Source organism: Candidatus Frankia nodulisporulans (genome assembly GCF_902806475.1).
In the GTDB taxonomy this organism is placed as follows: Bacteria; Actinomycetota; Actinomycetes; order Frankiales; family Frankiaceae; genus Frankia; species Frankia umida.
The window spans coordinates 1-12,732 of sequence record NZ_CADCWS010000112.1 but is presented as its reverse complement, the minus strand read 5'-3'; the positions used below and the strand labels follow the sequence as shown (position 1 = coordinate 12,732).

The window sequence follows — 12,732 nt, the reverse complement described above, 5'->3', positions numbered from 1 at the left end:
GGGCTAGGTTGTGGCCACGCTGCGCCGGGGCAGTCCACCCACAGCCCCACCCGTGGGGTCACCCACCCGCGGGTCAGCCACCCACGGGTCAGAGTCCCACGGGTCAGAGTCCCACGGGTCAGAGTCCCCGCAGGTGGCAGTCCCAGAAGATCAGAACGTTCGCGTAGGTCTGGAGGATCGGTGTCGATGAAGCCCGCTCGCATGTGTCTGCCCGCCGCGGCACTCCTGGTCGCTGTCACCGTGGCCGCCTGCGGGTCGAGTTCCGGTGGCTCCGCGGCGTCCGGGTCATCCTCGCCGGCCTCCGCGGGCACCACGGCGGGTGCCACCTCGGGTGCGGGCGCCGGGCGGACACCGGATGGCACGCTCGACGTTCTCGTCACCAATGACGACGGAGTCGGCTCCGCGGGTATCGACGCCGTCGCCCACGCCCTCGCGGCGCTGCCCGCCACCGCGGTACGGATCGTCGCACCGGCGGCGAACCAGAGCGGTACCGGCGGGAAGACCAGCGGCGGCCAGGTCAGCCACGGCGAGACGACCACGACCAGCGGCCTGAAGGCCACCGAGGTCAGCGGCTACCCGGCCGACGCCGTCAACGTCGCCCTCGACGACCTTGACCTCAAGCCGGATCTGGTTGTCTCCGGTATCAACGAGGGCCAGAACCTCGGCCCCGTGGTCGACCTGTCCGGCACGGTCGGCGCCGCCCGCGCCGCCGCCCGGCGCGGCATCCCCGCGCTCGCCGTGAGCGAGGGTCTCGGCGACACCTACGACTACGCTCCCGCCGTCGCCCAGGTCCTGGCCTGGCTGTCGGCGCATCGCACCACCCTGCTCGCCACCCCGGCCGCGGGCGGTCAGGCCGGCAGTTCCGCCGGCGGTTCGTCGAGCACGCTGACCGTCGCGAACCTCAACGTGCCGAACTGCTTCGCCGGCGGGGCCGTCCGCGGCCTGCGTGAACTATCCAGCGAGGCGAAGGTCGCCGACCCGCAGACCATCCTGACCGCCCAGTCCTGCACGTCCACCGCCACGCCGACGGACGAGGTCGCCGCCTTCAACGCCACCCTCACCACCGTCCCCGCCCGCCCCACGTCCTGACCGTCCTGACGACCTGACGTTCACCCACCACGTCACCACGGGGTTTCTTGGCGATGTGGTCGTCCGGGATACATCGATGCGCCTTTTGAGGGAATCGGGATGCCCTCCGGCCTCGCCGAGCGGGCATGCCGAGGGTTGTGCGGGTACATGCCGAGGGCTGTTCCGGTATACGGGCCGAATAATCCAATTATCCCTCGGCATGAGGATGCGACGGGAAGATCACCGGGGATGTGGATGCGGGTGAGGGGCGGCTGACGGCTGTCGGCTCAGGTTCAGGTGCTGGTGGTCCTGGTGATCCTGGTGGTACCGGTGCCGGTGGTGCGGTACCAGGTGCCACTGGTGCCGGCGGTGCCGATGGTGCCGATGGTGCCGGTAGCGGGTGCTGGGCACGGGAGAATGGGTGGGTGGTCGACGCGAGACAGTGGCGGGTTCCGGTTGATGGTGGTCTTGACCTGCACGTCGAACTGCTCACGCCGGAAAGCCTGGCCGTCGACGGCCCGGCTGTCGCCATAAGCCCCATCGCCGGGACTTCGGGCGCCGCGGGCGGTCCGATGGTGCTCGTCCACGGAATCGCAGGCAGCGCGCAGGACTGGGCGGCGGTCTCTGGCGATCTTGCTACTCGTCGGCATGTGGCTGCCTATGACCACCGGGGACATGGCGCGAGCGGGTGGGCCACCGGGGGACGTGAGCAGTACACGTTCGATCTGCTGCTCGCCGACCTCGTCATGGTCATCGACAGTCTGGGGCCCACGCCGGTGAACCTGCTCGGGCACTCGATGGGTGGCGTGATCGCGCTGCGGTACGCGCTGGAGCATCCGCGGCGGGTGCGATCGCTCATCCTGGTCGACACCGCCGCCGAGCCGGCCCACGTGCCCGGGCCCCTCGCCCGCCGGATCGTCGCCCCGATCCTCGACCGGATGGCGTCCGCCTTCGCCGGTCATCAGCACACCGAACCCGACGGTCCGTCGGAGGCGGACGACGACATCACGCCAGACGATCTTCATGCGGTGGACGATCTCGCCGCGGCGCAGGGCGCTGGCGCGACAGGTGGTGTCGGGGCGGCGGTGGATGTTGGCGGCGGGATCGAGGTCACCGCAGGTGACATCGCGGAGAATGAGATCACGGAGAAAGAGGTCGCGGATCACGAGGTCACGGAGATCGAGATGACGCGCAGCGGGCCGACGCCGCAGCAGCGCGCGGCGGACGGGCTGGGCAAGGTCGATCCCGAGGCGCTGTCCGCGTTCGGTCGGGAGCTCGGGACCTACCCGTCCCTCGTCCCCAGCCTGGGTGAGATCACGGTGCCGACCACGGTCATCGTCGGCGAGCACGACTCGAGCCTGCGTGCGTCCGCCCGGACGATGGCGGACGCGATTCCCGGCGCTCGCCTCTCCGTCATCGCCGGCGCCGACCACAGCCCGCATGCCAGCCGCCCGCTCGCCTGGCTGACCGCCATCGACGATCATTTCGCCCGTATCGCGGACAACCCTGACCCCGCCAGGCCCACGGCTTTCGCGCGACGCCACTGACGGCGCTCACAGTGGGTACCGAGACGACGTCGCCCAGCGCATCACCACCGCCGACCCCGACCCCGGAAGTCTCGACGACGCGGAGGCCGCGGAGGCCGCGGTCCACGACTTCGCGGTCAACTACAGGACCACCCCGCACGCGGCCAAACTCGCAGCCCTCGCCCCCGCCTGGCACACCACAGAAACGGCCCTCGACCGACGCGTCTCACCGACGCGTCTCACCGACGGTGCGCACCCGCCTCACCCAGGTCGCGGGCTGGCAGGCTTTTTATCTGGGCCTGACCTCGTTCGACCTTGGGGACGACAGGACCGCCCGCAAAATGCTGCGCCTGGCACAGCGCCACGCCAGCGAAGCCACCGACCTCCTGCCCCTGCGCAGCGGACACCGGTCCGACGTCCTGCTCCTCCAGGGGTCGATCGCCGCGATCCAGTCCAGCGTCGCCTACTTCACCGGCGCCTACGGCGAGGCAGCCGACATGCAGGACCACGTCTGGGACGGACCCCTGCTCCCAGGCCCCAACCCCGGCAACGCGGCCTTCGCCCACACCTTCCTCGCGATCTCCCTCGCCCACACAGGACGAGGCGACCAGGCCGAGGGGCATGCCCGGACCGGTCTGGCGTTGGAACAGGCATCCGGACCCGACCACTTCGTGCAGATCGCCGGAAAATACAACGCCCTCGCCCACCTGCGCCGGCCACACCCGGAACCCGAAGAGCCGTCGAGGCGATACAGCACGCCCTGACAGTGCTCGACGGCCGCCCGACCCGAGATGTGATCCAACGGGCCGGGGAGATGTGGCGGCAGATGGACACCCAATGGTCCCAAGCGCCCGCCGCCCGAGAGCTCGGCGAGCAGGTCCGATCCTCCCGCCTGGCCCTCGAAGCCGGCCAGGCCCCGACAGAAACGGTGTAGGACACCACACCCGGACGCCATGGACGCCCCTCCTTCTGGCCGGACTCGTGCTGTGCGGATGCGCCATGTCTACTGTGCGGGGCCGAACATGACGGCGAGGCTGTTCAGTGCGCCGGGTACGGGCCGGTAGTAGGCCCAGACGCCGCGTTTGTCGCGGCTGATCAGGCCGGCGTCGACGAGGACCTTCAGGTGGTGGCTGACGGTGGGTTGGGTCAGCCCGAGGGGTTCGGTGAGTTCGCAGACGCAGGCTTCGTCGCCACCGCGGGCATAGATCATCGACAGGAGGCGTAGTCGGGCGGGGACGGCGATGGCCTTGAGCACGGCGGCGAGCTGGTCGGCGTCGTGGGCGGACAGGGGTGCGGTCCCCAGCGGGGTGCAGCAGGCCCCGAGCGCGCCGCCAGTGGGGTCAGGCGGGTCGGGGGGTGCCGCGGTGGGGGCGGGTATCGCGGTCGTGGCCATGGGGTCCAGCATGCCACGAGGGATTGACAGCGGTCGATGTCTGCGAGCATGCTCCGTCCCACATGGATATAGACGACCGTCAATGTGTGGGGTGATCGTGATGGCGCGGGTGCAGTTGGCGTTGAACGTGTCCGATGTGGACGCGGCGGTGGAGTTCTACTCGAAGCTGTTCGGGGCGCGGCCGGCGAAGCGGCGGGCGGGGTATGCGAACTTCGCGGTCGACGTGCCGCCGTTGAAGCTGGTGCTGATCGAGAACCCGGACGTCCGCGGCAGCGGTGTCGCGGGAGCGTTGAACCATCTCGGCGTTGAGGTCGAATCCACCGACGAGGTCACCGCCGCGACGACCCGGCTGGCCGGGGCCGGCCTGGAGACCGCGGTCGAGGAGAACACCGCCTGCTGCTACGCGGTGCAGGACAAGGTCTGGGTCGACGACCCCGACGGTGCGCCGTGGGAGGTCTACACGGTGCTCTCCGATGTCGTCGACGGGTCGGTGCCGACGTTGCGGACGGTGGAACCGGGCAGCGGGTCAGGATCGGGGCCGGGGTCGGCCTGCGCCTGCGGGCCGGGGGTGGACTGCGGCCCCGCCGTGGACACCGTCGACGTCGAGATCGAACCGGCGCCCGCCGGCGCCCGCTGAACCCCGTGGCGGATATCGAGCCGGGTGGCCGGTCGTCGCTGACGCGGCGGCTGGCCGCCGAGGCGGTGGGCAGCATGCTGCTCGCCGCTCTGGTCGTCGGGTCGGGAATCGCCGCGGTCCAGCTCAGCCCCGGCCAGGTCGGGTTGCAACTGGTGGAGAACGCCGCGGCGACCGCCGCCGGCCTGTTCGCCATCATCCTCATGGTCGGCCCGGTGTCCGGGGCGCACTTCAATCCGGTCGTCACCCTTGTCGACGCCGCGTTCGGCGGCGTGTCATGGCGCGACGCCGCCGCCTACCTGCCTGCGCAGGTCGCCGGCTGCATCGGCGGGGCGGTGCTGGCGAACCTGATGTTCGACCGGTCGGCGGTGTCGATCGCGACCCACCACCGGGCCTCGGGAGCGCATCTGCTCGCCGAGGTCGTCGCGACCGCCGGCCTGATCCTGCTGATTTTCGCGTTGGTCCGGTCGGACCGGGCCGAACGGGCCCCGGCCGCGGTCGGCGCCTACATCGGGGCGGCCTACTGGTTCACCAGCTCGACGAGTTTCGCGAACCCCGCCATCACCGTCGGCCGGATGTTCTCCGACAGCTTCGCCGGCATCGCCCCCGCTTCCGCACCCGCGTTCATCGCCGCCCAGGTGGTCGGCGGGGCGGTCGGCTACGGGCTGGTCCGGCTGTTCTACCCCCCTACCGCCACGGCCCGCGCGCAGGCTGCGCAGGTCGTGCTGCCCCATGCCGACCCGGCGACCGCGAACGGCGCGGAGCCGCATGCATCCCGAGGTGCGTCATGATCGATCCCGCATCCCCCACCCGGCTGGACGCCCTGACCGGGGTGGACCCGGCGACCGTCCGTGCGCTGCGGGCCAGCGCCGACCCGCTCGCCTACGACTACGACACCACCTTCACCGCCGGCGAGGTGGAGGAGGTGTTCGTCGACTCCTACGCCCGGCTCGCGCGCACCGCCCAGGTCACCCTGTTCCTGCCGACCCTGGCCGAGCGGCTGACCCGGGAACGCCTCGAAGCCCTCGGAGCGACCCGCGGGCTGATCGCGAAGAGGGTGCCGGAGGTGCTGTTCGTCTGCGTCCGTAACGCCGGCCGTTCGCAGATCGCCGCGGCGTTCACCCGCCACTACGCCGGGACCGCCCTGCATATCCGCACCGGCGGCTCCGACCCCGGCGAACACATCCACCCCGAGGTGATCGCCGCGATGAAGGATGTCGGGCTGAGCCTGGTCGCCAAACGCGTCGACATCTACGCCACCGCGATCCACCACCACATGGCCGTCGACGCCGTCAACGACCTCGGCCTCGCCTACACCCCGCCCCTGGGCTCGCCCTGGGACGCCGTCCAGATCGCCGCCCAAACCTGGCTCCGCGACCACCACGGCACCCGCCGCACAACCCCCTGACCGCCCCCTCACAGAGAAGGATCGCGCTTCCATGACCACGAAACCCTCGGTGCTGTTCGTCTGTGTCCACAACGCCGGCCGTTCCCAGATGGCCGCCGGCTGGCTCACCCACCTCGCTGGCGACCGCGTCGAGGTCCGCTCTGCCGGCTCCGCCCCCGCTGACCAGATCAACCCCACCGCGGTCGCCGCCATGGCCGAAGTCGGCATCGACATCACCGACCAGACCCCGAAGATCCTCACCGTTGACGCGGTCGAAGCCTCCGACGTCGTCATCACCATGGGCTGCGGCGACGCCTGCCCGATCTTCCCCGGCAAACGCTACGAGGACTGGAAACTCGACGACCCCGCCGGCCAGGGCATCGACGCCGTCCGCCCCATCCGCGACGACATCCGCACCCGCATCGAACAGCTCCTCGCCGAGCTGCTCCCCGTTCCGTCCTGACCTTCCCGGCTCGCCACCACCGGACCACGCGGTGACACAGCACGGCACCACAGCCAGCCGTCGCCGCGCCTGCGCATCCGCAGGCGCGGCGACCCGGCGCCAAGACCCGGGCCACAGCAGGCATGACGCCCGGCCGGCATGGGCAACCCTGCTGGTCAGCGGCCTGCTCCTGGCCGGCTGCTCCCCGAGCACCCACAGCCCGCCCGCCCCGTCCACCACCACGGCCGGTGGTGGACGGTGACCGAGTCGACGGTGGGCTCGGTGCCGCTCACCGACGTGGGTGGCGGGGTCCGGCAGGTCGGGCTGGCTCATCTGCTTGCGTATCCCGGCACCCGGCTCGACGCCCCGGTGGAGGGCGTGGGCGTTGCCAGCCTGTACGGCTTCGCCGCCCCCTTCCAGCGCGACGCCCCCTTCGGGCGCATCCTGGCTGCCTACGGCGGGATCTTCGTCGCCGGTTCGCTGCTGTCGGTTCGCTGCTGTGGAGCGCGGTGGCCGACGGCCGCCGACAGCTTCGCCATCATCGGCGCGCTGATCTGCCTGACCGGCAGGTCCCTGATCATGTTCGCGCCGCGCGGTCACTGACCGACCCGCTCGATTCGCGGCGTCCGGGTCGCACAGGGTCCGCGGGTTCCCACTCGATCAATGCCGTCCGCGGCTCGCGACCCGATCCGTGCCGCCCGCGCGCGTCACAGCAGACCGGATCATCACAGGATCAGCGCCGGATCCAAGGCTCGCTACCAGAGCCACCGGAGGGTAGCTGTCTGCTGGGAGCCCAAAAATCTGTCCCCGCTGTACTAGACATCCGGCGCCACCCTGGGTACAGTTCCTCTCGTAGCCAAGAGAGTCCATGCTCGCGGCAGACAGGAACTGCCGCGAGCAGGACGGCGGCTAGGGCAGGCCGCCGAGCATCACCGCAACACGTTCGGCAGAACCTGGAGAGGTGAACGACGAGGAGAGGGGAGCAGGCACCATCAGGATCGCCCGGGCGATGGGCACTCTCGCTCGGACGCCGCGCAGGCCCCGGATTGGAAGGTGGTCCCCGGTCACGCATACGCGATCCCCGCACCCCCGCCTTCTCGGGTGGGCAGGCGGGTTCCAGTACCCGGTGCGTCTTGGCCGGTAGATGGTGGTGAGCCCTCGGGGCCCGGTGCCATATGGCACCGGGCCCCTCGACGTGTCCTGAGAGGCGCGATGACCCCTGAAAGCGCTGGCAGACCAGTCGACAGTTTCGACGACGACTACCCCGCCTACACCATGGGCCGCGCGGCCGAGATGCTCGGCACCACGCCGGCCTTCCTGCGGACCCTCGGGGAAGCCCGCCTGATCACACCGCTTCGCTCCGAAGGCGGCCACCGCCGTTACTCCCGCTACCAGCTGCGTCTCGCCGCCCGCGTCCGGGAACTCGTCGACCAAGGCACCCCCATCGACGCTGCCTGCCGCATCGTCATCCTCGAAGATCAACTCGCCGAAGCCCAGCAACTCAACCAGCAAATACGCGACAGCCAGCCGTCGCCCGCCGAAACCCCCGACGCGCAGACCAACAGCAGGCGGACCAGCCGGGATGTGGCCCGCCCTTCGGGTAGCGGTGGTGGACGCGACGTCGCAGGCCAGCCGCAGTAGACCCGTGGCGAACACAGCCACCGGACGGCCCCGTCCACGTGGCTGCCCCGCAGGGTTAGTCGAGTTCGACCCAGACGCGCTTGCCGTCGCCGTGCGTCTCGACTCCCCACCGGGCCGTGAGCACATCGACGATGTGCATCCCACGGCCCCGCTCATCGGAGTCGACGATCTCCCGAGCCATTGGCCGCACCGACGACCCGTCGGCGAGTTCCAGGCGCAGCACCTCACCGGTGACCCGAAGCTCCAGCCGCAGTTGCCCCTGTTCACCGGCGTGCTGCACGGCGTTGGTCACCAGCTCCGACACCACCACCGCGGCATCGTCGATCTGATGCTCATGGCCCCAGGCCAGCAACAACCCCCGCAGCACCTCCCGAGAAGCGCCCACGGAACGCGCGTCGAACGGGAGCTCCACACTGGCCGACCAGCCCCTGTCACGCACCGCGGCCACCCCTCACCCGTCGATCATGTCTCTCGCCGGCCGTCCTGCCCACCCAGGGACTCCACCAACCGTGCCCGTGGCCGGCCTCTTCGCGTAGCCCACCACCACGTCAAGCGGATCTTCGCCGCTCCTGCCAAGCTAGCCCCCGCCGGCGCGGCGCTGGCCCGCGGGGCAGGCAGCCTGCTGCACACCTCGGGTCGGGTCGACACCGGACGGTCTCATGGGGCGCCTCCTGGGATTCCGCCCGGACAGTCCACCGGGGTCTTGCCTCAGATGTTCTGCCGGTGCTATAAAAAATATGGGTCAGCCATCACAGATAAGTGGTGACCCGACGCTCTTACGGACAAGATCGTGATCGTGGAGGTGGAGTTCCGATGTTGGTGCGCACCGACCCGTTCAGGGAGCTGGATCGGCTCAGCCAGCAGGTGCTCGGCACTCTGGGCACCGTGGCCCGGCCCAGCGGGATGCCGATCGACGCCTGGCGCGAGGGCGAGGAGTTCGTGGCGGAGTTCGATCTGCCCGGGGTGGACCCCGCCACTGTGGATCTGGACGTCGAACGCAATGTGCTGACCGTGCGGGCGCAACGTCCGGCGCTGAAGGGGAACGGCGAGGTTCTGGTCGCCGAGCGGCCCCGCGGGGTGTTCAGCCGCCAGTTGATCCTGGGCGACAACCTCGACACCGAGAAGATCACCGCCAGCTATCACGCCGGCGTGCTGACCCTGCGGATCCCGGTCGCGGAGAAGGCCAAGCCCCGCAAGATCGCTATCGACACCTCCAGCGACGACCGCCAGTCCATCCACGCCTGAGCCGCGGCTGGACCAATGACGAACCCGCAGGGGGCGGCGCCGGTCCGGCCGGTCGAGGCGCAGCTGGTCGACTTGATCTGCTCCGACCCCGACCTGCTGCACGCCGAGTTCGACGCGATCATCTCGGCCGGATGGCACAGCGACGTTCCAACGGGCGGGCCGGGGCGGCCACCCGCGCCGAGACCAGCGCCGCAAGGACCACCGCGGACCGCCTGCCGTTCACACCCTCACCGATCCGGACCGCCGATTACCCGACGGCTTCAACGGAGAGCCGGGCAGAGGGCGCCGCCCAACAGTCCGAACCATGACACCGAATCACCGACACGCCGAAAGGAGACATAGCCACCACTCACGACCCCAAGAAACGCCCTTCATCACGTCGCTTCGCGCGCAGGTCTGGCCCCGGCCGCCCTACCGGAGCCAGACCTGCCCCCGATCGGGCCAGGGGACACGGCTCATGACCACCGACCAAGACCTCTACCGGGTACTCGGGTCGGGGTCGACCTCTTGGCCTCGACCAGCCAGATCACGCACGCCTCCCGTGCGCGCATCCCGGGCGATTACGCGACTCGGGAGCTATCCGGCTTCCACGAGGTAGGCGACGGCGAGCGCCGCAGCCAGGCCACCGAGCAGCAGACGCAGCGCGTTGTTGGGTAGGCGGCGCTGGAGGCGGGCGCGCAGATAGCCGCCGGCCGCACCGCGGACGCCGCAGGCAAGCCCCAAGGCCCAGTACGGCGCGATGTTCCCGGGAGCCGCACGCGCATGACCGCACCGACGATCACGCCGGGAAGGGAACCTGCGACGAGACGACGGGTCAGCGGGCCGCCCAGTTGCTTCTGCTGGCGGTAGCGCGGCAGCAACCCGGGCGTGGCCAACACGTTGAACCGCAGGTTCGTCGGTGCCACCGACGGGCTCGGCACCCGGAGCAGGTCAAGCTGCACCGGCAGTGGACACTACCGTCCCGCGACAGCCACGAGTCGTCGCGCCGGTGACGTGCGCGCCGGCACCCTCAGCGCTGGCCAACAACGACGGTGGCCCCCGCACCTGCGCTGGCCAACTACCGTGAACTACCAGCTCGGAGTGGCCATCTTCATCCGATCCCTACACCGGAGGGTCTAAAGGAGGGGGGTCTGCCGCAGCCCCAAAGGTCCTGACAGTCCGCTGCCATCGACTCCCCCCTCCGGCCAGCCCGCGCTGCACCGGACGCAACTGGTCAGGTACCTCGATCGTTTGGCGTTGTCGCAGGTCAGGGGTTTGGGGGACGTCGGCCGTGGCGGCGGGGTGCTCGCGGTGGGTGACTGCTCTATAGATTGATCGCGTGCCGTCCGCTGATCAGTCCGCGCCGTCGTATGACGAGCTCGTGGTGCTGGTCGCGGCGTTGCACGGGAAGCTCGACGCCGTGCCGGCGGATCTTACCGAGGCACGCCGGCAGGCTGCGGATGCTGTGGAGGCGCTCACGCAGGCGACGGCGGAGATCACCGAGCTGCGGGCGCGGCTGAAGAAGAACTCGAAGAACTCCGGCAAGCCCCCGAGCAGCGACGGGCTGGCCAAGCCGGAGCCGACGTCACGTCGGGAGAAGACCGGCCGCCCGGTCGGGGGTCAGCCCGGTCATCCCGGTTCGACGCTCGCGCTGGTCGCCGACCCGGACCAGACGATCGCCTACGGGCCGGTGTGCTGCCGGCGCTGCGGGGACGCGCTGCTGCTCGCCCAGGTCGTGGGCTTCGAGCGGCGTCAGGTCGTCGACGTGGCGCTCCCGGCGGGGCGCACGGTGGTCGAGCATCAGCTCCTCGAGCGGGAGTGCGGCTGCGGGACCCGGACGAAGGCGACCCCACCGGCCGGGGTGGACACCCCGGTGCAGTACGGGCCGCGGGTGACCGCGGCGGCGGTCTACCTGTATTCCGGCCAGTTCCTGTCGAAGGACCGGACCGCGACCGCGCTCGCCGAGCTGGTCGGGATCCCCCTGTCGGCGGGCACCGTCGCGGCGATGGCTACTCGGGCCGCCGCCGACCTGACCGGTTTCCTGACCGCTGTCCGCGACCTGCTCGCCGGCGCCGAGGTGGTCGGCGCCGGCGAGACCGGGCTCCGTGTCGCCGGGAAACTGCACTGGGTGCACTGCGCCCGCACCGACAAGCTGACCCTGGTCACGGTCCACCCGCGCCGCGGCCGGGTCGGGATCACCGCCGCTGACGTGCTCGGCGGGTTCACCGGCACGCTCGTGCACGACTGCTGGGCGTCCTACGCAGCGCCGTCCAGGCCGGGATCGCCCAGACCCGGGCCCGGACCACCAGCCTGATGCGCGACGAGAACAACCTCGCCCAGCGCCTGGCCACCCGGGAGGCCGACTACCTGCGGTTCCTCACCGACACGGCCGTTCCGGCCGATAACAACGGCTCGGAGCGTGACGTCCGGATGGTCAAGCTCCGGCAGAAGATCTCCGCTTGCCCGCGCTCGCTCGCCGGGGCCCGACACTTCGCCGCCCTGCGCAGCTACCTGTCGACAGCCCGCAAGAACGGTCTCGGCATGCTCGACGCCCTCGCCCGCCTCACCGCGGGCCGCCCCTGGCTGCCCGAAAACACCCCGGCCCTCACCATCACCGCGTAACTACCCGTCACTTTCGATCAAGCGACACCTGACCAGTTACCAAGCACCAGCGGGTGGAACAGATGCGGGGCTACGAGACCGTCGACGACGTCATCGACGTCTACCTCCAGATCTCCGCGCCCGACGCCCTGGACAAGCTGCAGGCGAAGCTCCGGCGCATGCTCGGGACGGCCGTGGGTCTCGATCTCAGCCGCAACTCATCCATCCGTGGCGCCATGGCCGACCTGGCCGCGGCCGAGACGCCCGCCTGACCAGCCCGGTCCGACCCGGCCATCCGACCAGGCAAGGAGTGTCAGCATGACCACCGCCGCGTCCCGAGACGAGATCCTTCGTACCGTCACCGAGATCGTGCATCGCGAGATCGGCATCCCACTGGACCGCCTCGCACCGGACTCGGACCTGCGGGGAGCCGAAGGCGCGGACTCGGTGAAGGTTCTCGTCATGATCTCGCGGGTCGAGCGCACCTACGGCATCGAGATCGACGACCAGGACGTCTTCACCCTCTCCTCGATCAACGACGTCGTCCGCGTCGTCCAGGCCGCCCTCTCCGCGCCGGCCCTCTGACCGAACCCCCGCACCGGACATTCATTTCCGTGCGATGGGATGGGCGAACGTATTCGCACCTCGCTGACCATATGGCCGTGCTGATCGATCGATCTTTCTGATCGTCGTGGCCGTCCGGGACATCCTGGCCCAGGTGGATGCCCCGGACGGCCTTCCGGATTCTGATCGCGCGGGATCGATGGCGCCAGACGTCCGGCCGGATCAGGTGCTGGCCCAATGGCCGTAGGTTAA

General features: G+C 70.3%; 16 protein-coding genes and 1 pseudogene. 14 read left to right on the top strand and 3 right to left on the bottom strand.

All coding sequences use genetic code 11. The features are described 5' to 3' along the window. Nucleotides 1-186 precede the first annotated feature (186 nt). The 3 genes from G6R24_RS12010 to G6R24_RS12000 all read left to right on the top strand — a co-directional run bounded on the left by G6R24_RS12010 (nt 187) and on the right by G6R24_RS12000 (nt 3,358). Nucleotides 187-1,089, top strand: a complete 903-nt coding sequence (locus tag G6R24_RS12010; protein WP_225438437.1) for a 5'/3'-nucleotidase SurE — start codon at nt 187-189, stop codon at nt 1,087-1,089. A gap of 404 nt (nt 1,090-1,493) precedes the next feature. Next, on the top strand, nt 1,494-2,615 hold the full coding sequence (locus G6R24_RS12005) for an alpha/beta fold hydrolase (RefSeq protein ID WP_225438436.1): 1,122 nt from the start codon (nt 1,494-1,496) through the stop codon (nt 2,613-2,615). A 227-nt stretch (nt 2,616-2,842) separates the two neighbouring features. Then, nucleotides 2,843-3,358, top strand: a complete 516-nt coding sequence (locus G6R24_RS12000; protein WP_163549333.1) for a hypothetical protein — start codon at nt 2,843-2,845, stop codon at nt 3,356-3,358. A gap of 239 nt (nt 3,359-3,597) precedes the next feature. Here the strand turns inward: G6R24_RS12000 and G6R24_RS11995 are convergent, their stop codons facing one another. Continuing rightward, on the bottom strand, nt 3,598-3,987 hold the full coding sequence (locus tag G6R24_RS11995; RefSeq protein ID WP_163549332.1) for an ArsR/SmtB family transcription factor: 390 nt from the start codon (nt 3,985-3,987) through the stop codon (nt 3,598-3,600). Between the two features lie 100 nt (nt 3,988-4,087). Here G6R24_RS11995 and G6R24_RS11990 point away from each other — a divergent pair, with 100 nt between their 5' ends. The 6 genes and pseudogenes from G6R24_RS11990 to G6R24_RS11965 all read left to right on the top strand — a co-directional run. Then, nucleotides 4,088-4,624, top strand: a complete 537-nt coding sequence (locus tag G6R24_RS11990; protein ID WP_163549334.1) for an ArsI/CadI family heavy metal resistance metalloenzyme — start codon at nt 4,088-4,090, stop codon at nt 4,622-4,624. A 74-nt stretch (nt 4,625-4,698) separates the two neighbouring features. Beyond that, nucleotides 4,699-5,412 carry an aquaporin gene (locus G6R24_RS11985; RefSeq protein WP_244957112.1) on the top strand — a complete coding sequence of 238 codons (714 nt, stop codon included), beginning with the start codon at nt 4,699-4,701 and terminating at the stop codon, nt 5,410-5,412. Then, the gene (locus tag G6R24_RS11980; protein ID WP_163549330.1) at nt 5,409-6,029 is read left to right on the top strand and encodes an arsenate-mycothiol transferase ArsC; all 621 of its coding nucleotides are present in this window, start codon (nt 5,409-5,411) and stop codon (nt 6,027-6,029) included. Before G6R24_RS11985 ends, G6R24_RS11980 begins: the two co-directional genes overlap by 4 nt. A 31-nt stretch (nt 6,030-6,060) precedes the next feature. After that, a complete protein-coding gene (locus tag G6R24_RS11975; RefSeq protein ID WP_163549329.1) occupies nt 6,061-6,471 on the top strand; it encodes an arsenate reductase ArsC in 411 nt (136 codons plus the stop codon). A 237-nt stretch (nt 6,472-6,708) separates the two neighbouring features. Beyond that, a complete protein-coding gene (locus tag G6R24_RS11970; RefSeq protein WP_225438435.1) occupies nt 6,709-7,053 on the top strand; it encodes a YnfA family protein in 345 nt (114 codons plus the stop codon). A gap of 609 nt (nt 7,054-7,662) precedes the next feature. Next, nucleotides 7,663-7,995 (top strand): annotated as a pseudogene (locus tag G6R24_RS11965) (helix-turn-helix domain-containing protein); the annotation flags it as partial. 151 nt (nt 7,996-8,146) lie between these two features. Here G6R24_RS11965 and G6R24_RS11960 read toward each other — a convergent pair. Next, nucleotides 8,147-8,530 (bottom strand): ATP-binding protein, encoded by a 384-nt coding sequence (locus G6R24_RS11960; protein ID WP_225438434.1) that lies wholly within the window; start codon nt 8,528-8,530, stop codon nt 8,147-8,149. Nucleotides 8,531-8,904: 374 nt separating this feature from the next. On the opposite strand from G6R24_RS11960, the gene G6R24_RS11955 reads away from it, so the two are divergent. Beyond that, complete coding sequence (locus G6R24_RS11955; protein WP_163549326.1) at nt 8,905-9,336, top strand: Hsp20/alpha crystallin family protein; 432 nt, start codon at nt 8,905-8,907, stop codon at nt 9,334-9,336. Nucleotides 9,337-9,912: 576 nt separating this feature from the next. Here the strand turns inward: G6R24_RS11955 and G6R24_RS22345 are convergent. Beyond that, the gene (locus tag G6R24_RS22345; RefSeq protein ID WP_225438433.1) at nt 9,913-10,059 is read right to left on the bottom strand and encodes a hypothetical protein; all 147 of its coding nucleotides are present in this window, start codon (nt 10,057-10,059) and stop codon (nt 9,913-9,915) included. 595 nt (nt 10,060-10,654) lie between these two features. On the opposite strand from G6R24_RS22345, the gene G6R24_RS22340 reads away from it, so the two are divergent. From G6R24_RS22340 to G6R24_RS11935, 4 genes are read left to right on the top strand one after another with little or no spacing between them, the layout of a single operon-like run. After that, complete coding sequence (locus G6R24_RS22340) at nt 10,655-11,629, top strand: IS66 family transposase (protein WP_225438432.1); 975 nt, start codon at nt 10,655-10,657, stop codon at nt 11,627-11,629. After that, nucleotides 11,629-11,937, top strand: coding sequence for an IS66 family transposase (locus tag G6R24_RS22335; protein WP_244957111.1), 309 nt, complete (start codon nt 11,629-11,631; stop codon nt 11,935-11,937). The genes G6R24_RS22340 and G6R24_RS22335 overlap by 1 nt, the downstream gene beginning before the upstream one ends. Nucleotides 11,938-11,990: 53 nt before the next feature. Next, nucleotides 11,991-12,188 (top strand): hypothetical protein, encoded by a 198-nt coding sequence (locus G6R24_RS11940; RefSeq protein WP_225438431.1) that lies wholly within the window; start codon nt 11,991-11,993, stop codon nt 12,186-12,188. Between the two features lie 46 nt (nt 12,189-12,234). After that, nucleotides 12,235-12,501, top strand: a complete 267-nt coding sequence (locus G6R24_RS11935; RefSeq protein ID WP_163549325.1) for an acyl carrier protein — start codon at nt 12,235-12,237, stop codon at nt 12,499-12,501. Nucleotides 12,502-12,732: the final 231 nt, after the last annotated feature.

Coding starts and splice junctions, on each gene's coding strand:
- G6R24_RS12010 (WP_225438437.1), top strand. CDS start 187: ATGAAGCCCGCTCGCATGTGTCTGCCCGCCGCGGCACTCCTGGTCGCT.
- G6R24_RS11995 (WP_163549332.1), bottom strand. CDS start 3,987: ATGGCCACGACCGCGATACCCGCCCCCACCGCGGCACCCCCCGACCCG.
- G6R24_RS11990 (WP_163549334.1), top strand. CDS start 4,088: ATGGCGCGGGTGCAGTTGGCGTTGAACGTGTCCGATGTGGACGCGGCG.
- G6R24_RS11985 (WP_244957112.1), top strand. CDS start 4,699: ATGCTGCTCGCCGCTCTGGTCGTCGGGTCGGGAATCGCCGCGGTCCAG.
- G6R24_RS11980 (WP_163549330.1), top strand. CDS start 5,409: ATGATCGATCCCGCATCCCCCACCCGGCTGGACGCCCTGACCGGGGTG.
- G6R24_RS11975 (WP_163549329.1), top strand. CDS start 6,061: ATGACCACGAAACCCTCGGTGCTGTTCGTCTGTGTCCACAACGCCGGC.
- G6R24_RS11955 (WP_163549326.1), top strand. CDS start 8,905: ATGTTGGTGCGCACCGACCCGTTCAGGGAGCTGGATCGGCTCAGCCAG.
- G6R24_RS22335 (WP_244957111.1), top strand. CDS start 11,629: ATGCGCGACGAGAACAACCTCGCCCAGCGCCTGGCCACCCGGGAGGCC.
- G6R24_RS11935 (WP_163549325.1), top strand. CDS start 12,235: ATGACCACCGCCGCGTCCCGAGACGAGATCCTTCGTACCGTCACCGAG.